Source organism: Streptomyces sp. SAS_272, from assembly GCF_052543235.1.
Map to the genome: position 1 here is coordinate 18,128 of NZ_JBMNDR010000029.1, position 19,733 is coordinate 37,860.

Annotated in this window: 21 protein-coding genes; 7 read left to right on the forward strand and 14 right to left on the reverse strand. The window is 71.7% G+C overall.

From position 1 onward, the window contains the following. Positions 1–15 precede the first annotated feature (15 nt). The 4 genes from ACN6LD_RS18145 to ACN6LD_RS18160 all read right to left on the reverse strand — a co-directional run bounded on the left by ACN6LD_RS18145 (position 16) and on the right by ACN6LD_RS18160 (position 4,429). Complete coding sequence (locus ACN6LD_RS18145; RefSeq protein ID WP_445043741.1) at positions 16–1,428, reverse strand: hypothetical protein; 1,413 nt, start codon at positions 1,426–1,428, stop codon at positions 16–18. Continuing rightward, the gene (locus tag ACN6LD_RS18150; RefSeq protein ID WP_319195001.1) at positions 1,418–2,062 is read right to left on the reverse strand and encodes a DUF6114 domain-containing protein; all 645 of its coding nucleotides are present in this window, start codon (positions 2,060–2,062) and stop codon (positions 1,418–1,420) included. The genes ACN6LD_RS18145 and ACN6LD_RS18150 overlap by 11 nt, the downstream gene beginning before the upstream one ends. 118 nt (positions 2,063–2,180) lie before the next feature. Next, on the reverse strand, positions 2,181–2,810 hold the full coding sequence (locus tag ACN6LD_RS18155) for a DUF6230 family protein (protein WP_319195000.1): 630 nt from the start codon (positions 2,808–2,810) through the stop codon (positions 2,181–2,183). A 644-nt stretch (positions 2,811–3,454) separates the two neighbouring features. After that, positions 3,455–4,429, reverse strand: coding sequence for a tetratricopeptide repeat protein (locus ACN6LD_RS18160; RefSeq protein ID WP_319194998.1), 975 nt, complete (start codon positions 4,427–4,429; stop codon positions 3,455–3,457). 237 nt (positions 4,430–4,666) lie between these two features. Between ACN6LD_RS18160 and ACN6LD_RS18165 the strand changes: the two genes are divergently transcribed. After that, positions 4,667–5,299 (forward strand): TetR/AcrR family transcriptional regulator, encoded by a 633-nt coding sequence (locus ACN6LD_RS18165; RefSeq protein ID WP_319194996.1) that lies wholly within the window; start codon positions 4,667–4,669, stop codon positions 5,297–5,299. 119 nt (positions 5,300–5,418) lie between these two features. Here the strand turns inward: ACN6LD_RS18165 and ACN6LD_RS18170 are convergent, their stop codons facing one another. From ACN6LD_RS18170 to ACN6LD_RS18185, 4 genes are all read right to left on the reverse strand, one after another. Beyond that, the gene (locus ACN6LD_RS18170) at positions 5,419–7,119 is read right to left on the reverse strand and encodes an acyl-CoA mutase large subunit family protein (protein WP_319194995.1); all 1,701 of its coding nucleotides are present in this window, start codon (positions 7,117–7,119) and stop codon (positions 5,419–5,421) included. A 147-nt stretch (positions 7,120–7,266) separates the two neighbouring features. Next, positions 7,267–7,605, reverse strand: coding sequence for a DUF3817 domain-containing protein (locus tag ACN6LD_RS18175; protein ID WP_319194993.1), 339 nt, complete (start codon positions 7,603–7,605; stop codon positions 7,267–7,269). Positions 7,606–7,706: 101 nt separating this feature from the next. After that, entirely contained in the window at positions 7,707–8,216 is a 510-nt protein-coding gene (locus ACN6LD_RS18180) for a MarR family winged helix-turn-helix transcriptional regulator (protein ID WP_319194991.1), read from the reverse strand. Positions 8,217–8,227: 11 nt separating this feature from the next. Continuing rightward, a complete protein-coding gene (locus tag ACN6LD_RS18185; RefSeq protein WP_445043742.1) occupies positions 8,228–9,484 on the reverse strand; it encodes an MFS transporter in 1,257 nt (418 codons plus the stop codon). An 86-nt stretch (positions 9,485–9,570) separates the two neighbouring features. Between ACN6LD_RS18185 and ACN6LD_RS18190 the strand changes: the two genes are divergently transcribed. After that, positions 9,571–10,566, forward strand: a complete 996-nt coding sequence (locus ACN6LD_RS18190) for an ArsR/SmtB family transcription factor (protein ID WP_319192563.1) — start codon at positions 9,571–9,573, stop codon at positions 10,564–10,566. Here ACN6LD_RS18190 and ACN6LD_RS18195 read toward each other — a convergent pair. The 3 genes from ACN6LD_RS18195 to ACN6LD_RS18205 all read right to left on the reverse strand — a co-directional run bounded on the left by ACN6LD_RS18195 (position 10,560) and on the right by ACN6LD_RS18205 (position 12,306). Then, complete coding sequence (locus ACN6LD_RS18195; protein WP_445043743.1) at positions 10,560–11,537, reverse strand: matrixin family metalloprotease; 978 nt, start codon at positions 11,535–11,537, stop codon at positions 10,560–10,562. The genes ACN6LD_RS18190 and ACN6LD_RS18195 overlap by 7 nt on opposite strands. Positions 11,538–11,671: 134 nt before the next feature. After that, entirely contained in the window at positions 11,672–11,965 is a 294-nt protein-coding gene (locus ACN6LD_RS18200) for an MTH1187 family thiamine-binding protein (RefSeq protein WP_319192560.1), read from the reverse strand. After that, positions 11,962–12,306 (reverse strand): DUF3817 domain-containing protein, encoded by a 345-nt coding sequence (locus ACN6LD_RS18205; RefSeq protein WP_445043744.1) that lies wholly within the window; start codon positions 12,304–12,306, stop codon positions 11,962–11,964. The genes ACN6LD_RS18200 and ACN6LD_RS18205 overlap by 4 nt, the downstream gene beginning before the upstream one ends. Before the next feature lie 168 nt (positions 12,307–12,474). Between ACN6LD_RS18205 and ACN6LD_RS18210 the strand changes: the two genes are divergently transcribed. The 4 genes from ACN6LD_RS18210 to ACN6LD_RS18225 all read left to right on the forward strand — a co-directional run bounded on the left by ACN6LD_RS18210 (position 12,475) and on the right by ACN6LD_RS18225 (position 15,137). Then, entirely contained in the window at positions 12,475–13,107 is a 633-nt protein-coding gene (locus tag ACN6LD_RS18210; protein WP_057584720.1) for an AIM24 family protein, read from the forward strand. Between the two features lies 1 nt (position 13,108). Next, a complete protein-coding gene (locus ACN6LD_RS18215; RefSeq protein ID WP_057583981.1) occupies positions 13,109–13,759 on the forward strand; it encodes an AIM24 family protein in 651 nt (216 codons plus the stop codon). A gap of 2 nt (positions 13,760–13,761) precedes the next feature. After that, complete coding sequence (locus ACN6LD_RS18220) at positions 13,762–14,568, forward strand: AIM24 family protein (RefSeq protein WP_319192565.1); 807 nt, start codon at positions 13,762–13,764, stop codon at positions 14,566–14,568. Positions 14,569–14,660: 92 nt separating this feature from the next. Beyond that, a complete protein-coding gene (locus ACN6LD_RS18225; RefSeq protein ID WP_057583983.1) occupies positions 14,661–15,137 on the forward strand; it encodes a MarR family winged helix-turn-helix transcriptional regulator in 477 nt (158 codons plus the stop codon). 110 nt (positions 15,138–15,247) lie between these two features. On the opposite strand, the gene ACN6LD_RS18230 is transcribed toward ACN6LD_RS18225, so the two are convergent. The 3 genes from ACN6LD_RS18230 to ACN6LD_RS18240 all read right to left on the reverse strand — a co-directional run bounded on the left by ACN6LD_RS18230 (position 15,248) and on the right by ACN6LD_RS18240 (position 18,962). After that, on the reverse strand, positions 15,248–16,546 hold the full coding sequence (locus tag ACN6LD_RS18230) for an MFS transporter (protein ID WP_445043745.1): 1,299 nt from the start codon (positions 16,544–16,546) through the stop codon (positions 15,248–15,250). Positions 16,547–16,735: 189 nt separating this feature from the next. Further along, positions 16,736–17,692 (reverse strand): methylmalonyl Co-A mutase-associated GTPase MeaB, encoded by a 957-nt coding sequence (gene meaB, locus ACN6LD_RS18235; protein ID WP_319192554.1) that lies wholly within the window; start codon positions 17,690–17,692, stop codon positions 16,736–16,738. Positions 17,693–17,750: 58 nt separating this feature from the next. Continuing rightward, a complete protein-coding gene (locus tag ACN6LD_RS18240) occupies positions 17,751–18,962 on the reverse strand; it encodes an acetyl-CoA C-acetyltransferase (RefSeq protein ID WP_319192552.1) in 1,212 nt (403 codons plus the stop codon). 151 nt (positions 18,963–19,113) lie between these two features. On the opposite strand from ACN6LD_RS18240, the gene mce reads away from it, so the two are divergent. Beyond that, the gene (gene mce / locus ACN6LD_RS18245; protein ID WP_057583989.1) at positions 19,114–19,554 is read left to right on the forward strand and encodes a methylmalonyl-CoA epimerase; all 441 of its coding nucleotides are present in this window, start codon (positions 19,114–19,116) and stop codon (positions 19,552–19,554) included. The last annotated feature ends 179 nt before the right edge of the window (positions 19,555–19,733 follow it).

Consider the following 19,733-nt stretch of genomic DNA (forward strand, 5'->3'; position numbering starts at 1 on the left):
CGCGCTGCGCTCGGCTCAGCCGGCGGTCGTGAACTGGTGCAGTCCGGGGACGTGCAGCGTGCCGCCGAACTGGCCGGCCTGCTGGACCTTCGCGTTGGTGAAATAGATCAGCGGGATGTTCAGCGGCGGCGGGCTCTTCGGGCTGAACGTCACCGGTATCAGGCCGAACAGGTTCCCGGAGATGCTCTCCGTGTACATGATCGTGTCGCCGTCGCGGATGGTGGACGTCGTGCCCTTGCCGGCCTGCACGTGGTACGTCTTGCCGGACTGCTTGTCCTTCACCGTCTGGTGCAGGTCGCCGATGTCGGTGCCGCCGGAGATGACGTACTTCAGCACTTCCTTGACCGTGCCGTTGGCCGTCTTCACCTTCACGACGCCCTGGTAGTCGGCGCCCTTGAGCAGCAGCGAACTCGCGTTCAGGAACCAGGGGTCGTCGGGCAGCGCGACCTTCCCGTTGTCGACCCCGCCCTCGTCGTCGGTGGCGACGGGACAGTCGTCGGCCTTCGCGGTGGCGTCCTTGGAGGCGCTCGGCGAGGCCGTGGCGTCGGCGGCGGTGTCCTTGGCGTCCTTCGCCGTCTTCCCCGCCTTGTCGGCGGCGTCCTCGGCGGCGTCCTTCGCCTTGTCGGTGACGGCGTCGGCGGTGTCCTTGGACGTTCCCGAGGAAGTCTTGCCGGAGGAGGCCTTGCCGGACGACGAGTCCGTGCCGGACGAGCCCGAGCCGGAGGTGTCCTTGGAGCCGGAGCCCGACGCCGAGTCGCCGGCCGCGGGGGAGGCCGACGGCGAGGGGTCCGCCTCGGTCGTCGCGTCGGAGTCCTTGCCGTCGAACAGGCCCGTGATGGCGTCGCCGATGGTCTCCAGGACGTTCTTGCCCGTCTCGGTGTCCGTCGGGGTCGTCGTCGTGGTGTCGGCGGACGTCGCGGACTTCTCGGGGGCGGAGGACGCCGACGGGGAGGGGGTCGCCGCGTCGTCGGAACCTGAATCCGACGAAGCGGAGCCGCCCTTGCCGGAGTCGCCCGCCGTGTCCTTCGAGTCGTCCTTGGAGCCGCCCGAGGAGTCGTCCTTGGAATCGTCCTTGGAGTCGTCCTTCGCGTCGCCCTCGGAGTCGTCGGCGGACTCGCTCGCGGAGGCGGACGGCGAGGGCGAGGCCGACGCGGAGGCGTCCGTCTCCTCCAGGGCCGCCACGCAGTCCTTGTACTCGTCGATCGTGAGGCTCTTGGACGCCGGCTGGCCCTCGGCGTTGGCGAGGGTGGGCGTGAAGCCCATCCCCATCAGAACCGCCGTCGGCATGGCCGCCAGGGCTATCGCCTTGCCGGCCGGCATGTGGAACCTGGTGATCAGCGGCTTCTTGGGTGCCGCGTGCCGCGGCCCGGTGCTTCTCACGCGGGCAGCGTCCACATCGCTCCCGGTGGAAACCTCGTCAGCCGGCACTGTGCCTCCCGTTCGCCCCGTTCGCCGGGCTCGTTCCTGACAGATCGTGCAGGTCGTGCAGGTCGTGCGGCTCGCCCGGTCCGTCGGCGTCCTTCGTGAAGGACGGCCCGCCGGTCCGGTCCGGGCCCGTGCTGTACGGGTTGGCGGTGAGGTCGCCCGTCTTCGCGGGGCCCTCGGGGAACGCGCCTTCGGGAGCTCCGCCGGCGTCCGCGGACTCCGGGCCCGCAGCGGGCGCGGGCGGCGTGCCGGGCGCCCACGACACGGCCATCGCTCCGCCGATCAGCGCGAAGAAGAAGCCGATGAGGAAGCCGCCGAGGTTGGACACCGGGATGGACACCAGGCCGAGCAGGATCGCCGCGACGCCCGCGAAGACCTGTACGTGCTTCTGGAACCACAGACTGATGCCCAGCACGCCCAGCAGGACGCCGATGATCAGCGACCCCGCGCCCGCCGTGGTCGCCATCGCCAGAGTCAGGTGGCCCACCTGGAGGTGGGCGTAGGGGAAGTAGGCGATGGGGAAGCCGGCGAGAAGGACGAACAGGCCCGCCCAGAACGGCCTGGTCCCCCGCCAGGCGCGGAACTGCTCCCTCCGGCGGGTGAACTGGCCGGGGGCGTCAGGGGTCTCGGCGCTCATGGAAAACAGCTCCCTGGTGCGGCTTTGCTGTGGTGGTGAGTCGTACGACTGGTGAAGCCCCGGGCTTCAGACTGGACGGGCGGGGGCGCCACCGGCCCCCCCGCCCGTCAGAGAGTGCTTAGTAGCACTCCTTGACGCCCGACGACAGCGACATCTTCAGGCCGCTGAGCTTGAAGGTTCCGGCGGTGGTGGCCCACGCCGTCTGCTTCACGTCGGTCAGGGTGGCCTTGTCGGCGTCCTGACCGAAGCCGAACGGGTTGGCGGCGTCACCGCTCTTGATGCCGGGACCCTTGAGGTCCTTGCCGGCGACGCCGATCCGGATGTTCTCGAACGTCGCGTCGGCGCTGAGGTCCTCGACGTCGATGTAGAGGTTGTCGGCCTCGACCGGCTTGCTGCCGCCGCCCGCCTTCAGCGTCAGGCTCACCGAGCCGAGCAGCGGGATGTTGGGCGTGACCACGGACTGGCACATGTTCGTGATCTCGGCCTTGGTGAAGGACGAGACCGCGACCGCGTGAGCAGTCTTGCTGCCGTCGAGGTTGTACCCCGAGTCGATGGCTCCGTACTGCGCGAAGCCGGTACCGACGAGCTTGTCGGCGGTGACCTTGAACGACTGCCCCGAAACACTGAACGACGCGGCCAGTGCACCCTGCGCGAGGGCGACACCTATACACGCCGTGGCGGCGACGCTGGGCACCATGACCACAGCGAAGCGCTTCCATCTGGTCCCGCCACGCACCTGGGACTCCATATTTCCTCCTTCTCGGACGTACATCTCCTGGCTCCGGCTCGCCTCCGATGAGGGCGAGTCAGCCGGCCAGGGATGGGAGAAGTGCTACGTCCTCGGGAAGGGGAGCGCCTGTTCCGGAGGCGCGAACCGCGCACCGATCACCGGCGATCACCCCCGAGCGACAACCACTGGTCGCGCCTGACACGCATCACGCACAACCTTGCCGGACAGGCTCCGCCTCGGCGAAGACCCCCCTGTCCGAGGGCCGACGTCACTGTCGCCGGACCTGCTCGGTGGGGACCCAGGAGAACCCGTTCGCCCAACCGGCTGTCGGGGTACGGGATTGGACCGAGCGTGGCCGATCCTGTTGCATTCTCGCCGCCCGCACAAGGGGGTTCGTTACTGGCTAGTAACGGCCGGATAACCGAACAACGACCCGTAGGTCTCGACCGGCAACGCAGGGTGTCCTTCATGCCCAGGACAAAACTATTGACCGGTGGACAGAAACAGACAGACCGGCGGCCTGGCCTTACTCCTAGTAACAGCGGCCGCGATTACCAAGATTTGGTAAAGCGCGGCCGCTGGGGAACCACTTCGACGAAATTTTCACTCCGGCACCATCGGCCCTGACGTTTAGCGACTGGTCAGAACCGGGGCCGGTCGGGTCAGAACAGCGCGCGCGCCAGCGCCCGCCGCGCCGCCGCCACCCGCGGGTCGTCGGGGCCGACCACGTCGAACAGTTCGAGCAACCGCACCCGCGCGGCGTCCCGGTCGTCGCCGGCCGTGCGACGCACCGTGTCGATGAGCCTGCCGAAGGCGTCCTCGACATGACCGCCCACCAGGTCCAGGTCGGCCGCGGCGATCTGGGCCGTCACGTCCCCAGGACGTTCGGCCGCGTCCTTGCGCACCTGCTGCGGATCCATGCCGCCGACCCGCTGGAGCAACTCGGCCTGGGCGAGGCCGAGTTGGGCCTCGGGGTTACCGGGGTCGTCGGCCAGCACGTTCTTGTAGGCCTGCACGGCGCCGCCGAAGTCGCCCGCGTCCAGCGCCTGCACGGCGGCTTCGAGGAGGGCGTCGTACGGCCCGACGGGCTCGGCCGGGGCCGCCTGGGCGTCGCCCGGCTCGGCGTCGGGGTCGACGGTCAGGCCGGTCAGCCCGAACCGCTGCTCGGCGACCTGCACCAGCTGGTCGAGGGTCTGACGGATCTGCGCCTCGCCGGCCGCGCCCTGGAAGAGCGGCAGCGCCTGCCCGGCGACGACGGCGAACACGGCCGGAATGCCCTGTACCCCGAACTGCTGCATCAGCATCTGGTTGGCGTCGACGTCGATCTTGGCGAGCAGGAAGCGGCCGGCGTACTCGACGGCGAGTCGCTCCAGGACGGGGCTCAGCTGTTTGCACGGCTGACACCACTCGGCCCAGAAGTCGATGACGACGGGCACCTCGGCGGACCGCTGCAGGACCTCCTGCTCGAACCCCGCCTCGTCGACGTCGATCACGAGGTCGGCCGGGGAGACGGCTCCCGCGCCGCCCTGCCGTGCCGCTTCGGCGCGCGTCTGCTCCGCCTTGGCCTTGGCCTCCTGGGCCGCCTTCACCGCGGCGAGGTCGACGACTCCGCTCATGGACATGTTCCGTGGCTGCATGCGTCTATCCTCCCCCGTCCGCGCGCCTGCGTGAAAAGCGATCCGAATACTCCCGAACATCCCGGACACGGGCGCTCGGGTCCCCACCCCGCGCCGTGCCGGGTCCGGCTCGCGTACGTCCGTCGCGAGCTTTCGCTACGAGTCGTAGCGTAATGGCACCGAGTGCCCTCGCACCAAGTGCCCTCCAGTGATCTGCCTCACGGACGCAGCGGAAAAACCTGCGGTTATGGTCGGAGAATGCAGAGCCGCACGCCCGCCGTCCGCGCGGGCCGCCCGCGCAGCGCCGCCGCGGACGCCGCGATCCTGGCCGCGACGCGTGCGGCCCTGGTCGAACTGGGCTGGTCGAAACTGACCCTGGGCGACGTGGCGACACGCGCCGGCGTCGCCAAGACGACGCTCTACCGCCGCTGGGCCGGCAAGAACGAACTGGTCGTCGACGCGGTCGCGGAACTGTTCGACGAGCTCGAACTCCCCGACCGCGGCAGCCTCGCCGCCGACATCGAGGGCGTGGTCCTGCAGTTCGCGGCGATCCTGGCGCGGCCTGAGGCCAAGAGCGGCCTGATGGCGGTCGTCGCCGAGTCCACCCGCGACGACGCTCTGCGCGAGCGCATCCGCGCCTCCATCGTCGACCCGCAGAAAGAACTGGTCCTGGAGGGCCGCTCCCGGGCGCAGGCGCGCGGTGAACTCCCCCCGGAGTCCGACCCGGCCGAAGCCGCGCGCACCGTCGACCTCATCTTCGACGTGGTGGCGGGCGCGGTGGTGCACCGCACTCTGGTCAGCGCGGAACCTGCGGACGAGGAATGGGTGCACGACTTCACCCGAGTCCTGCTGCTGGGCCTGACGTCGGCCTCCCGGCAGGCCGGGACCTGACGGCAGCCCCCGCGCCGGGGACGGCCGACGTCTGCCGCCCGGGGGCATGAGGACGGGGCGGCGCCGGACCGTCGGCCGGTCCGGCACCGCCCCGGTGGCGCCGGTGCCGCCCATGCCGCTCAGAAGCCGGGCGGCTCCGTGTACACGCCCCACTCGTCCCGCAGCACGTCGCAGATCTCGCCCAGGGTGGCCTCGGCGCGCACCGCGTCCAGCATGGGACCGATCATGTTGGCCCCGTCGCGGGCGGCCGTCAGCATCGCCGCGAGGGCGCTCCGCACGGCCTGCTCGTCCCGGGCGGCCCTGCGGGCCCCCAGGGCCCGCACCTGCTCCCGCTCCACCTCGTGGCTGACCCGCAGGATCTCCAGGTCCCCGGTCACCGAGCCGGTGTGCGCGTTGACGCCGACGACCCGCTTGTCCCCCTTCTCCAGGGCCTGCTGGTACTGGAAGGCCGACTCCGCGATCTCCCCGGTGAACCAGCCGTCCTCGATGCCCCGCAGGATGCCGGAGGTGATCGGACCGATCGGGTGCCGTCCGTCGGGATGCGCCCGCAGCCCGCGCTCCCTGATCTGCTCGAAGATCTTCTCGGCGTCGGCCTCGATCCGGTCCGTCAACTGCTCGACGAACCACGAACCGCCCAGCGGGTCCGCCACGTTGGCGACGCCGGTCTCCTCCATGAGCACCTGCTGGGTGCGCAGCGCGATCTCGGCCGCCTGCTCGCTCGGCAGCGCGAGGGTCTCGTCGAGGGCGTTGGTGTGCAGCGAGTTGGTGCCGCCGAGCACCGCCGCGAGCGCCTCGACGGCCGTGCGCACCACGTTGTTGTACGGCTGCTGGGCGGTCAGCGAGACGCCGGCGGTCTGGGTGTGGAAGCGCAGCCACTGCGCCTTCTCGGACCTCGCCCCGTAGACGTCCCGCATCCAGCGCGCCCAGATCCTGCGCGCCGCGCGGAACTTGGCGATCTCCTCGAAGAAGTCGAGGTGCGCGTCGAAGAAGAAGGACAGCCCGGGCGCGAACACGTCGACGTCCAGCCCACGGCTGAGCCCCAGTTCCACGTACCCGAAGCCGTCCGCCAGCGTGTAGGCGAGCTCCTGCGCGGCCGTCGCGCCGGCCTCGCGGATGTGGTAGCCGGAGACGGACAGCGGCTTGTAGGCGGGGATGCCGGCCGCGCAGTACTCCATCAGGTCGCCGATGAGTCGCAGGTGCGGCTCGGGCGGGAAGAGCCACTCCTTCTGGGCGATGTACTCCTTGAAGATGTCCGTCTGCAGCGTGCCGTTGAGGACGCCGGGGTCGACGCCCTGGCGTTCGGCGGCGACCAGGTACATGCAGAAGACGGGCACGGCGGGCCCGCTGATCGTCATCGACGTGGTGACCTCGCCCAGCGGGATGTCCTTGAACAGGACCTCCATGTCGGCGGCGGAGTCGATGGCGACGCCGCAGTGGCCGACCTCGCCCAGCGAGCGGCGGTCGTCGGAGTCGCGGCCCATGAGGGTCGGCATGTCGAAGGCGACGGAGAGGCCGCCCCCGCCGTTGGCCAGGATCATCTTGTAGCGCTCGTTGGTCTGCTCGGCGTTGCCGAACCCGGCGAACTGCCGGATGGTCCACGTGCGCCCGCGGTAGCCGGTGGGATACAGGCCGCGCGTGAAGGGGTACTCCCCCGGCCAGCCGATCCGCTCGAAGCCCTCGTAGGTGTCACCGGCCCGCGGCCCGTACACCGGCTCCACCGGGTCTCCCGAGAGCGTGGTGAAGTCGGCCTCACGCTTGCGCGAAGCGTCGTACCGGGCCTGCCAGCGACGGCGGCCCTCCTCGATGACGTCAGCGTCCATGCTTCGAATTTACTAGGACGTCCAAGTAAATGTCGACAGCTGCAGGCAGAGACGTCCGGTGCGGGTGTTCCCGGGCGGCCCCGGACGCACGCCTGGCCGCGTCTGCGCACGGAGAGAGCCGTGCGGCCGCGGAGCCGTGCGCGGGGGCTACGCCTTGATGACCGCCGCGTCCCCGAACGCGGCCGCCGGGGCCAGCTCGCGGCTGATCCTGCGCTCCACGAAGAAGGCGGCCGTCGGGACGGTCCCGGCCAGCAGCACCCACAGCAGCTTGCCGACCGGCCACTTCGCCTTGGAGCCCAGGTCGAAGGCGAAGACGAGGTAGAGGACGTAGAGCCAGCCGTGCGCGAATCCGACGACGCGGGTGAAGTCCGCGGCCCCGTCGACGTCCAGGATGTACTTGGCGATGACGCCCAGGCACAGCAGGACCAGCAGCACACCGGTGACATAGGCCAGGACGCGGTAGCGGGTCAGCACGCTCTTCTTCATGCCGACGAGCGTAACGACCCGTTCCGGGAGATCTTGCCCCGGGTCGGCGCTCCCGGCGCGTCCGGCCCACGGCCGGTCGAAGGCGCGGCCGGGGCGGCGGTTCAGCCCTCGTCGAAGTCGTGCGCGGCGACCCGCAGGGGCCGCAGCATCGCGAAGATCTCCCCGCACTCCTCCGCGTCGTACACCCCGAGCCCGAAGTCCATGGCCATCAGGTCGCGGGTGGCCGCCTCGACGACCTCGCGGCCCTTGCCGGTGATCACGGCGAGCGTGCCGCGGCCGTCGTTGGGGTTGGGGCGCTTGTCCACCAGACCCGACCGCACCAGCCGGTCCACGGTGTTCGTCACCGAGGTGGGGTGCACCTGGAGCCGCTCGCCGATCTTCGACATGGTCAGCTCGCCCTCCTTGGAGAAGGTGAGCAGCACCAGCGCCTCGTACCGCGCGAACGTCAGGCCGTAGGGCTTGACCACCGCGTCCACCTCGGCGAGCAGGATCTGGTGCGCGCGCATGATCGAGGTGATCGCGGCCATGGACGGCACGTTCCCCCAGCGCTGCTTCCAGAGCTCGTCGGCGCGGGCGATGGGATCGAAGGCGAGGCTGAGCGGTTTCGGCACGCCTCCAGACCTTACCGGCCGGTCACATCGTGGTCAGCCCCGTCTCGCGTTTCGGTCCTCCGGACCTCCCGGGCCGTGAGGACGCAGCACAGCACCCCCAGCACGCCCGCCCCCGTGACGGTCCACGCCACCCCCGCCAGCTCGGCGGCGGCCCCCGCGAGCGCCATGCCGACGCCCTGGAAGGTCATCAGTCCGGCGGTGAGCAGCGTCATGGCCCGCCCGCGGAGCTCCTTCGGGACGTCCCGGACGATCCACTGGTCGAGGCCGAGGGTGTACGCCGACCCGGCCCCGGCCACGACCAGCAGGAGCAGCGAGACGGCGAGGCCGGGGCGGAAGACGTAGCCGAGGTAGGGCAGCAGGGTGACGCAGGCCAGCGGGAGGGCGATCCGTTCGCGGGCGGCGGGGCGCAGCCGGGCTCCGGCGTACAGCTCGCCGGCGACCGTGCCGACCGGCAGCGCGCACATCAGCAGGCCCAGGCCGACGGAGCCGACGCCGAGGTCGTCGGCGTACGGCGCGGACAGCGCCTCGGGGGCCACGGCGAACGCCGGCGGCACCCAGAAGAGCAGCAGCAGCGCCCGGGTGCGCCGGTCGGCGAGGACCTGCCGCGCGCCTTTGAGGGAGTCGGCGACCAGCGCCCCGCCGGTCCGCGCACGGGCCGGGCGGCTGCGGGTGCCGAGGCGCAGCAGCGCGGCGGAGGCGAGGAAGGTGGCGACGGTGAGGAGGAGGGCCTGGCGCGGGGAGGCGACCGTGAGCAGCACGCCGCCGAGCCCGAAGCCGACGAGCAGGGCGCTCTGCGCGGTGATGCGCAGCAGGGAGCGGCCGAGGACGAACAGGTCGCCGTCGCCCAGGATGTCCGCGAGGGTCGCCATGCGGGTGCCGGCGAAGATCGGCGAGACCACGGCGAGGCAGCAGCGCAGGGCGAGCAGAACGGCGAGGTGCGCGCCCGGGGCCGCCATGGGGAGCACGCACGCCGCGCACACCAGGTCGCAGCCGACCAGGACGCGCCGGGCCGGGAAACGGTCGGCGACGCCGGCCAGCAGGGTGCCGCCGACGACGTAGGGCAGGAAGCCGAGGGCCCAGGCCAGGGCGCTGAGCAGGGGTGAGCCCGTCAGGTCGTAGACGAGGACGGAGAGCGCGATCTCGGCGACGATGACGCCGAGCATGGACAGCAGGTGGGCGGCGAAGACGGCCCGGAACTCGCGGACGGCGAAGACCCGGAGGTATCCGGTGGGCGGGGCCTCGGCGGCGGCCGTCGTGACGTCTGACATGCAGGGCAGCGTGCTGGGGTGCGGGCGGACATCCTAGAGTTTCGGCCAGGGCCGAATGTCCGCCGGGCGAGTGAGGGGAGGGGTGCGTGTCCTCGCGTCTGCACTTCGGGGAGGAGGACTTCCTGCGCTGCCGCTTCGCGGTGTCCCCGCTGTGGGAGACGCAGGAGGCCGCGCGCACGCTCAAGCGGCCCGACCGGCACGGCTACCACACGCCCTGGCTGCGCCGGATCCGCACGGCGGCCGGGGCGCTCGACCTGACCGGTCTCTGGCTCGTCATGCCGCGCCGGGGCCACTCCCCCGACTGGCTGTGTCCGCCGCCGCTGGGACCCGCGGCCGGGTTCGAGGAGGAGATAGCCGCCGTGCGGGCCGCGGACCCGCGTGCGGCCCGCGAGGACACCGCCCGTTCGCTGGCGGACACCCCGGGCGCACTGGAGTCGCCGCAGGGGCGGGCCTGGCTGGCGGATCCGGAACGGATGATCCGGGAGCTCGCCGACGTGCTGGAGGAGATCTGGCGCACCCTGCTCGCGCCGGACTGGCCCCGGCTGCGCGCCCTGCTGGAGGCGGACGTCGTCTTCCACTCCCGTCGGCTGGCCGAGGTGGGCCTCGGTGGGCTGCTGCCGGAGATCAACCGCCGGTGCGGCTGGCGGGCCGGCACGCTGACCGTCGCCTCGAACGGCGAGCACGAGCGGCATCTCGGCGGCCAGGGGCTGGTGCTGATGCCGAGCGTGTTCTCGTGGCCGGACGTGGTGAGCGGCTTCGACCCGCCCTGGCAGCCCACGCTGGTCTACCCGGCGCGGGGCATCGCGGGCCTGTGGAGCGACCCCGCCGACCGCGCGCAACGCCTGCCCGACGCGCTCGTGCGGCTGCTCGGGCGGGGGCGGGCCGCCGTGCTCGGCGCGCTCGACGACCCGGCGAGCACGTCGGCCCTGGCGCACCGCCTCGGGCTCGCCCCGTCGTCGGTCTCCGCGCATCTGGGCGTGCTGCGCGAGGCCGGGCTGCTGGTGTCCCGCCGCTACGGCCACCAGGTGCTGTACGAGCGGACGCCGCTGGGCATCGCGCTGGTGTCGGGCGACGCTCAGTAGAGGCTGCGCAGGCCGAGGACGTCGCCCTTGCCGAGGGTGCGGGCGCTGGTGGAGCAGGCGAACGAGCTCGCGAACATGGTGAGGTTCTCGTGTCCGGGGCCGGAGTGGCCCAGGCCGAACACGTGCCCGGCCTCGTGCGTGGCGACGCTGCGGAGGTCGTACGCGCGCGTGCAGGCGCCGGACGGGTCGTCGGTGAACGCGTAGTCGTGGGTGTTGAAGCGGACGTCGGCCTCGAGCAGCTCCTCCGGCCCCCCGCCGGGCGCCGGGCGGCTCCAGGAACAGGTGGTGGCGACGGCGTCGCCGCCGAGGTCGCCCGTGTCCCAGACGCTCAGGCCGTCGGGGCGCATGCAGCGGGTCTCCCGGTCGATGTCGGCCTTGCTGGAGGTGGTCGCCAGATAGCGGGCCTTCGCGGCGACCCGGTCGTCGAGACCGCAGTCGTTGCGGCTGGCGGTGATGGTGGCGACGGCGTCCTCGAAGGCCCGCCGGGCCTCGGCTCGGGAGATCCCGCCGGGCAGGCGACCGTCGCCGAGGAACCATTCGTACGTGCCGTACTCCTTGCGGCCCGCGGTGGCGTAGGCGGCGTCGGCGCAGGGGGCGGGGGCGTCGGCGCGGCCGCCCCGGACGGCCTCGGTGCGGGCCGCCTCGTAGGCGTAGGAGACGGTGCCGTCGGCGGCGACCGTCAGGGTGAAGCCGTGCGCCGACCCGTCCGCGGTGAGGGCGTCGACGCTGACCGTCGTGCCGGGTTCCGGCACCGCAAGGCCCGCGCCGTCGTGGGTGATCACGCGTCCGACCGCGGGGCAGTCGAGCACCGACGAGCCGGCGGGCAGGTCGTCGACGGTGAGCTCGCCCCGGGCGGGCGGGCAGGAGGGCGTCCGGGGCGCCTGGCCCACGCAGGCCGCGGCCAGTGTCACCGCCAGGAGGAACGCCGTGATCGCCCTGCCCGGTTGGTCCGGCCCGCGCCGCCCTGCCACCGCACACTCCCCTTCGACGCCGCGCCGACGCGCGGAACATGATCGACCGGGGAGACATTAGTCAAGCGGCGCAGGCCGGACCGCCGCCGATCCGCACCCGTTCGGGGGACCGACCGGACGGGCGTCCGGGACGGTCACGGCGCGAGATGCCGCTCCACGGTCGCCACCTTCGAGGTGAGTCCGTCCGTCACGCCGGGGCGGATGTCCGCCTTCAGGACGAGGGAGACGCGCGGGGCGCGCGCCTCGACGGCGGCGACGGCCCGCCGGACGACGTCCATCACCTCGTCCCACTCGCCCTCGACGGAGGTGAACATGGCGTCGGTGCGGTTCGGCAGGCCGGAATCGCGGACCACCCGAACGGCGTCGGCGACGTACTCGCCGACGTCCTCGCCGACACCCAACGGGGTGATGGAGAAGGCGACGATCATGCGTTCACGACGCCTTCCTTGCGGGCGCGGGAGGCGATGACCGCGTCCACCGACTCACGGCGCAGTCGGCGCTCGGCGAAGAATCCGCCGGTCGGCAGGACCGCGAGGACGAAGTAGAGGGCCGCGGTCTTCAGGGACCACTTCGTGCGGTTCCAGGCGTCGGCCCAGAAGAGCAGGTACACGATGAAGAAACCGGCGTGGACCCAGCCCATCACTCGCACGGCGTCGAAGTCCGTGGTCCGCTTCAGCACCGAGCAGACCAGCAGCAGGAGGAACGACACGGCCTCCGGGGCGGAGACCAGGCGCAGGCGGCGGAGGGCGGAGGCGGTCTTCAGGTCCACGGGGTCACCTTCGGGTGGGTACGGCGATGAGCAGGGCGGTTTGTGAATGGACGCACAAGCGTTCGTCCATTGTGGCAAACGGTCCCCCTAAGGGTGCGTTCAGGGTCTTGCTCCACCTCCGGGTGCTGTTCGGCGCACCCGTCCGGCCGATACCTTCGCCCCGTGGCGATGTTTCGACTCCAAGGCAGCAAGGTGCTCGCCGTCGACATGACCGGCGACGCCGTGAAGGCGAAGAACGGCTCGATGGTCGCGTACGACGGGCAGATGGCCTTCAAGAAGCTCAGCGGCGGCGGTGAGGGCATCCGGGGCATGGTGACCCGGCGGCTCACCGGCGAGCAGATGACCGTGATGGAGGTGAGGGGGCAGGGCACCTGCTGGTTCGCCGACCGTGCCTCCGAGATCAACCTCGTGCAGCTCCGGGGCGACAAGCTGTTCGTCGAGTCGAGCAACCTGCTCGCGACCGACGCCGGCCTGCGCACCGGCACCAGCTTCACCGGGGTGCGCGGCGCGACCCAGGGCAACGGGCTGTTCACGACGACCGTCGAGGGCACCGGCCAGGCGGCGATCACGTCGGACGGGCCGGCCGTGGTGCTGCGCGTCAGCCCGCAGTACCCGCTCACCGTCGACCCGGGCGCCTATGTCGCGCACCAGGGCAACGTCCGGCAGTCCTTCCAGTCGGGGGTGACGTTCCGCACGTTCCTGGGCGAGGGCGGCGGCGAGGCCTTCCAGATCCGCTTCGAGGGGGACGGCCTGGTGTACGTCCAGCCGAGCGAGCGCAACACGATCGCGGGGGACGTGTGAGATGACCTTCCGTGAGATCAACTCCAAGATGATCGAGGCGACCGTCGTCCCCGGCGCCCGGCTCTTCAGCCAGCGCGGGGCCATGCTGGCCTACCGCGGCGAGGTGTCCTTCACCCCGAACGTCCAGGGCGGACAGGGCGGGGTGATGTCCATGATCGGCCGGCGGCTCGCGAACGAGGACACGCCGCTGATGACCGTCGAGGGCAACGGCACGGTCCTGTTCGGGCACGGCGGGCACCACGTCCAGGTCATCCGGCTCGGCGGCGACACGCTGTGCGTCGAGGCGGACCGTCTGCTCGCCTTCGAGGGCACCCTCCAGCAGGGCACCATGTTCCTGGGCTCGCAGGGCGGCGTCATGGGCATGGTCCGCGGCCAGATCAGCGGGCAGGGGCTGTTCACCACCACCCTCAAGGGCCACGGGGCCGTCGCCGTGATGGCCCACGGCGGGGTGTTCGAGGTCCCGATCACCCCGCAGCGGCCGGTCCACGTCGACCCCCAGGCCTACGTCGCCCACCACGGCGACGTCCGCAACAAGCTGTCGACGGCGCTCGGCTGGCGGGACATGGTGGGCCGCGGTTCCGGCGAGGGCTTCCAGCTCGAGCTGAGCGGCAGCGGTGCGGTGTTCGTCCAGGCGTCGGAGGAGAAGCTGTGAGCATGTACGGGGCTCCGGGCGGCGGCCCGACGGTGCACGACCCCACGACCCTGCCGGTCGACGACAACGTGAACAGCTACACCTTCTGCGTGGAGCTCAAGGGGAGCCAGTGGTTCCTGCAGAAGGGGAAGATGATCGCCTACTACGGGTCGATCGACTTCAACGGCGTCGGACACGGCCGGCTGGACCGGCTGGTGCGCACTTCCTTCCATTCGCCTCTGCACGCGAGCGACTGGGTCGTGGCGGACGGCTCGGGCAAGATGCTCCTCGCCGACCGGGCCTTCGATGTGAATTCCTACGACCTCGAAGACGGCAACCTGACCATTCGCTCGGGCAATCTGCTCGCTTTTCAGCCAAGTCTGTCCCTCAAGCAGTCGATCGTGCCGGGATTCCTCACCCTCATCGGAACCGGAAAGTTCGTGGCCGCATCCAACGGGCCGGTGGTGTTCATGGAGCCCCCGCTCCGGGTGGACCCTCAGGCACTCGTCGGCTGGGCCGACTGCCCCTCCCCGTGCCATCACTACGACCACGGGTACATGACCGGCGTGATGGGCGGTCTACGTGCGCTGACGGGCCTCGGCGGCGCCTCCGGGGAGGAGCACCAGTTCGAGTTCGTCGGCGCCGGGACGGTGCTGCTGCAGTCGACCGAGACCCTGATGGCCGAGCAGGCCACGGGGGCGGTTCCGCACGAGCCCGGAGTGCCCGGCGCGGGCGGCGTCCCAGGTGGGCACGGGGGCCACGGCACGCCGTCCGGCGCACCGCGCCTTCCCGGACAGCTGGGCGACCTCCAGCGTCGCTTCGGGCTGTGAGCGGTAGTCTGCGGAGTGTGACATCGAACGCGTGCGCACCGTCACACCGCCCGTACTAGTTCGCCTTTCAACATTTTAGGTAGACTTCATTTATGGAGACCGAAACGGCCACGCGCTGGCTGACCCAAGCGGAGCAGTGCGCCTGGCGCACCCATCTGGAGGTCAACAGGCTGTTGACGTACCAGCTCGAGAAGGATCTTCAGCCGTTCGGACTGACCATGAACGACTACGAGATCCTGGTGAACCTCTCCGAGTCGGAGGGCGTCCGGATGCGCATGAGCGACCTCGCCTCCGCCACCCTCCAGTCCAAGAGCCGGCTCTCGCACCAGATCACCCGCATGGAGAACGCCGATCTGGTGCGCCGGGAGAACTGCGAGTCCGACCGCCGCGGTCTGTACGCGGTCCTGACCGATCACGGCCTGGAGACCATGCAGAAGGTCGCACCGCACCACGTGGACTCCGTGCGGCGACACTTCATCGATCTCCTGTCCCCCGAGGCCCTGGCGGAACTCTCCAAGGCCCTGAAGCCCGTCGCGGAGAACCTCCGCGGGCGGCGGGGAAGGCCGTAGCGCCCCTTACCCGGTGACGGCCGGCAGGCGCAGCCCGACAGGGCTCCGCCTGCCGACGTCCCACCGGCCGTGAGCATGCCGACCTGGACGACGACGAGGGCGCCGGCGTCTCAGGCGAGGGGCACGAGTTCGCCCGTGTCCCTCGTCGGCGTGCCCTTCCCGGGCGTGCCCGTCCCCTCCAGGCCCTTCCTCGGCGTGCCCCGCCCCGGCCGCGACGCGCACGCCACCAGGGCCGACGTCGCGAGCACCGCCGCCCCGGTCAGCGCGAAGCACGCCCCCACCGGCAGCCGCCCGGCCAGCCCCCCGGCGACCGCGGTGCCCGCGGTGCAGCCCGCGTTGACGGCCGTGTTGATCCACGCCCCCGCCCGCACCCGGGCCTGCGGCGCGGCGACCTCGTCGGCGACCAGGTAGGCCGTGGTGAGCGCCGGCGACACGAAGAACCCGGCGACCGCGACGGCCGCGGCCAGGGTGCCGAGGCCCGGCGCCAGGGCCGCGCCGCACAGTGTCAGCCCGAGGCCCGCCGTGAGCATCGGCAGCCGGGCGGCGGGCGGCGTCCGCCAGGAGACGGCGCCGTTGAGCAGGCCGCCGAGGGCGCTGCCGGCCGACAGCGCCGCCAGCACCCAGGCCACGCCCGCCCCGCCGGCGCCGTGTCCGTGCCGTTGCGCGAACGCCACGACCAGCAGGTCGACCACGCCCAGCGCCAGCCCGACGCCGGCGATCGCGGCCACGGGCCGCCCGAGCCCGCGCAGCCCGCCGCCGCCCCGCCGCACGGCCCCGGCGCCCGCGGGCGCGGGCGCCGTCCGCAGCGCGGGGGACGACAGGAACCCGGCCGTGCCCCCGGCCATCAGGGCCGCGCCGACCACGATCCCGGCGGCCGGCGGTGCGAAGCCGACGAGGACGCCGACCAGCAGCGGCCCGGTCACGAACAGCAGTTCCTCGGCGACGCCGTCGAGGCTGTAGGCGCGCTGGAGCAGGGCCCGGTCGGGGGCGAGCCGGGTCCAGACGGCCCGCATGGTCGGCCCCAGCGGCGGCACACAAACCCCGGCGGCCGCGGCGAGGGCGCCGAGCGCCGGTGCGGGGGCGGCGTCCGGCCGGGAGACGGCGGCGGCCAGCAGAACGAGCAGCGCGGTGTGCCCGGCCGCCATCGGCGCGAGCGCCCGGCGCGGCCCGTGGCGGTCGACGAGGGCCGCCCGCGCGGGCGACAGGAAGACAGCGGTGGCCCCGAACAGCGCCATCACGGCGCCGGCGACCGCGTACGAGCCCGAGGACCGGGTCACGGCGAGCATCACGGACAGCGGGACGATCGCATAGGACAACCGGCCGGCCAGAGCGGCGGCGAAGGTGCGGCAGGCGTGCGGGACCCGCAGGACGGCGGCATACGAAGGCCGCAGGGAGGGCGAAGCGGACATGAGGGGGTTCCTCGACTCCAGGCAGGGCGGGAAAGGGGACGCCTGATCGCCGCGACCGGTCCGGCCTTCTGCCGCTCACCGATCACGGACCTGGGCGGTCCCTATGCCAAGAGGAGAAACACACGACGAACGTACCAGCGCCCGCGCGTGTCCCGCACGCCGTTTTCTGCGCCGTGCCGCCGGCCCGGCTCAGCCCTCCGTGAGCCCCGCCACCAGTTCGTCGGCCGCCCGGTAGGGGTCGAGCTCGCCGGTGACGATGCGGTCCGCCAGGCTGCTCAGGCGGCGGTCGCCGTGGAGGTCGCCGATGCGTTCGCGCAGGGCCGTGACGGCGATCGTCTCGACCTCGCGGGCGGCGCGGGCGCGGCGGCGCTCGGCGAGGACGCCGTGCTCCTCCATCCACGCCCGGTGCTTCTCCAGCGCCTCGACGACCTCGTCGATGCCTTCGGAGCGCGCGGCCACGGTCTTCACGATCGGCGGCCGCCAGTCCCCGGCGCCGCGGGCCTCGCCGAGACCGAGCATGTGGTTCAGTTCGCGGGCGGTGGCGTCGGCGCCGTCCCGGTCGGCCTTGTTGACGACGTAGACGTCGCCGATCTCCAGGATGCCCGCCTTGGCCGCCTGGATGCCGTCGCCCATTCCCGGGGCCAGCAGGACCACGCTGGTGTCCGCCTGGGAGGCGATCTCGACCTCCGACTGGCCCACGCCGACCGTCTCGACCAGGATCACGTCGCAGCCGGCCGCGTCCAGCACACGGATCGCCTGCGGCGCCGACCAGGCGAGGCCGCCGAGGTGGCCGCGAGTGGCCATGGAGCGGATGTAGACGCCGGGGTCGGAGGCGTGGTCGGACATCCGGACCCGGTCGCCGAGCAGCGCGCCCCCGGAGAACGGGGACGACGGGTCGACGGCCAGCACGCCGACCCGCCTGCCCTGCCTGCGGTAGGCGGTGACCAGCGCGGACGTCGAGGTGGACTTGCCCACGCCCGGCGACCCCGTCAGCCCGACCACGTACGCGTTGCCGGTGAGCGGCGCCAGCGCCGCCATGACCTCCCTGAGCTGCGGGGACGCCCCCTCCACGAGGGAGATCAGCCGGGCCACCGCCCGGGGGCGGCCTTCCCTGGCCTGGGCGACCAGCGAGGAGACGTCCTGCATCACAGCTCCGTTCAGATCCGTTCAGTTGCGTTCAGCGAGTGGCGTCGCACGACGCGACTCAGGCCTTGGGCACCCGCACGATCAGCGCGTCTCCCTGCCCGCCGCCGCCGCACAGCGCCGCCGCGCCGACGCCGCCGCCGCGCCGCTTGAGCTCCAGGGCCAGGTGCAGCACCAGCCGGGCGCCGGACATGCCGATCGGGTGGCCCAGGGCGATGGCGCCACCGTTGACGTTCACCTTTTCCGTGGACACGCCGAGGTCCTTCATTGACTGGACCGCGACGGCGGCGAAGGCCTCGTTGATCTCGACGAGGTCGAGGTCGGAGACCTGCAGGCCCTCCTTCTTCAGGGCGTGCGCGATGGCGTTGGAGGGCTGGGACTGCAGCGAGTTGTCCGGGCCGGCCACGTTGCCGTGGGCGCCGATCTCCGCGATCCACTCCAGGCCGAGCTCCTGCGCCTTGGCCTTGCTCATCACGACCACGGCCGCCGCGCCGTCGGAGATCTGCGAGGACGAGCCCGCGGTGATCGTGCCGTCCTTGGCGAACGCCGGGCGGAGCTTGCCGAGGGACTCCACGGTCGTGTCGGCGCGGATGCCCTCGTCCTTGCTGAAGACGACCGGCTCGCCCTTGCGCTGCGGGATCTCCACCGGGGTGATCTCGGCCTCGAAGACGCCGTTCTTCTGGGCGGCGGCCGCCCGCTGGTGGGACAGGGCGGCGATCTCGTCCTGCTCAGGACGGGCGATGCCGAGGCGGGTGTTGTGCTTCTCGGTGGACTCGCCCATGGCGACGTTCTCGAAGGCGTCGGTCAGGCCGTCGTGCGCCATGGCGTCGAGCATCTCGATCGCACCGTACTTGAAGCCCTCGCGGGACTTCGGCAGCAGGTGCGGGGCGTTGGTCATGGACTCCTGGCCGCCGGCCACCACGACGTCGAACTCGCCCGCGCGGATCAGCTGGTCCGCGAGCGCGATCGCGTCGAGGCCCGAGAGACACACCTTGTTGATCGTGAGCGCCGGCACGTTCATCGGGATGCCGGCCTTGACCGCGGCCTGGCGGGCCGGGATCTGCCCCGCACCGGCCTGCAGCACCTGGCCCATGATCACGTACTGCACCTGGTCGCCGCCGATCCCCGCGCGGTCGAGGGCGGCCTTGATCGCGAAGCCGCCGAGATCGGCTCCGGAGAAGGACTTGAGGGAGCCCAGCAGCCGTCCCATGGGCGTACGCGCGCCCGCGACGATCACCGAGGTCGTGCCGTTGGAACCAGTCGAGTCAGTCATGAGCTGCGATTCCCCTTACCGGCCTGCACAGGCCGAGGAGTGAACGAGGGTTTACTTCGAATGTACTGAGTGGCACTCCGTGCCGTCATCGGGCCGTCAGTGTGATCGCGCGCACGTTGCGTAACCACCTCAGCCGCGCTGCACTAGCACCATGCTGACGCGAATCGACCACATCGGGATCGCCTGCCACGACCTCGACGCGACCGTCGAGTTCTACCGTTCCACATACGGCTTCGAGGTGTTCCACTCCGAGGTCAACGAGGAGCAGGGCGTGCGCGAGGCCATGCTCAAGATCAACGACACCTCCGACGGCGGCGCCTCCTACCTGCAGCTTCTGGAGCCGACCCGCCCCGACTCGACCGTCGCCAAGTGGCTGGACAAGAACGGCGAGGGCGTCCACCACATCGCTTTCGGTACGTCGGATGTGGACGGCGAGGCCGCCGACATCCGCTCCAAGGGCGTACGCGTTCTGTACGAAGAGCCCCGACGCGGCTCCATGGGGTCACGAATCACCTTCCTGCACCCGAAGGATTGCCACGGAGTGCTGACAGAACTGGTCACATCGGCCCCTGTTGAGTCACCTGAGCACTGACCCCCGTACATATGGGCCGGTAGGGTTGGGCTCGGTCGCCGCTCACACCGGGGCGACCCGGTCCTGCCGTCAGCGGCGGGACGCAGCCGGGGTCCGGGTTTCGGGGGACGAGCGTCGGGGCAGCAGCCCATGCTCCGTCGTTGATCTGACACCATTCCCCGGGGGCTCCGTCCGGCGGA

Coding starts and splice junctions, on each gene's coding strand:
- ACN6LD_RS18150 (WP_319195001.1), bottom strand. CDS start 2,062: ATGAGCGCCGAGACCCCTGACGCCCCCGGCCAGTTCACCCGCCGGAGG.
- ACN6LD_RS18155 (WP_319195000.1), bottom strand. CDS start 2,810: ATGGAGTCCCAGGTGCGTGGCGGGACCAGATGGAAGCGCTTCGCTGTG.
- ACN6LD_RS18160 (WP_319194998.1), bottom strand. CDS start 4,429: ATGCAGCCACGGAACATGTCCATGAGCGGAGTCGTCGACCTCGCCGCG.
- ACN6LD_RS18165 (WP_319194996.1), top strand. CDS start 4,667: ATGCAGAGCCGCACGCCCGCCGTCCGCGCGGGCCGCCCGCGCAGCGCC.
- ACN6LD_RS18170 (WP_319194995.1), bottom strand. CDS start 7,119: ATGGACGCTGACGTCATCGAGGAGGGCCGCCGTCGCTGGCAGGCCCGG.
- ACN6LD_RS18175 (WP_319194993.1), bottom strand. CDS start 7,605: ATGAAGAAGAGCGTGCTGACCCGCTACCGCGTCCTGGCCTATGTCACC.
- ACN6LD_RS18185 (WP_445043742.1), bottom strand. CDS start 9,484: ATGTCAGACGTCACGACGGCCGCCGCCGAGGCCCCGCCCACCGGATAC.
- ACN6LD_RS18200 (WP_319192560.1), bottom strand. CDS start 11,965: ATGATCGTCGCCTTCTCCATCACCCCGTTGGGTGTCGGCGAGGACGTC.
- ACN6LD_RS18210 (WP_057584720.1), top strand. CDS start 12,475: ATGTTTCGACTCCAAGGCAGCAAGGTGCTCGCCGTCGACATGACCGGC.
- ACN6LD_RS18215 (WP_057583981.1), top strand. CDS start 13,109: ATGACCTTCCGTGAGATCAACTCCAAGATGATCGAGGCGACCGTCGTC.
- ACN6LD_RS18220 (WP_319192565.1), top strand. CDS start 13,762: ATGTACGGGGCTCCGGGCGGCGGCCCGACGGTGCACGACCCCACGACC.
- ACN6LD_RS18225 (WP_057583983.1), top strand. CDS start 14,661: ATGGAGACCGAAACGGCCACGCGCTGGCTGACCCAAGCGGAGCAGTGC.
- ACN6LD_RS18230 (WP_445043745.1), bottom strand. CDS start 16,546: ATGTCCGCTTCGCCCTCCCTGCGGCCTTCGTATGCCGCCGTCCTGCGG.
- meaB (WP_319192554.1), bottom strand. CDS start 17,692: ATGCAGGACGTCTCCTCGCTGGTCGCCCAGGCCAGGGAAGGCCGCCCC.
- ACN6LD_RS18240 (WP_319192552.1), bottom strand. CDS start 18,962: ATGACTGACTCGACTGGTTCCAACGGCACGACCTCGGTGATCGTCGCG.
- mce (WP_057583989.1), top strand. CDS start 19,114: ATGCTGACGCGAATCGACCACATCGGGATCGCCTGCCACGACCTCGAC.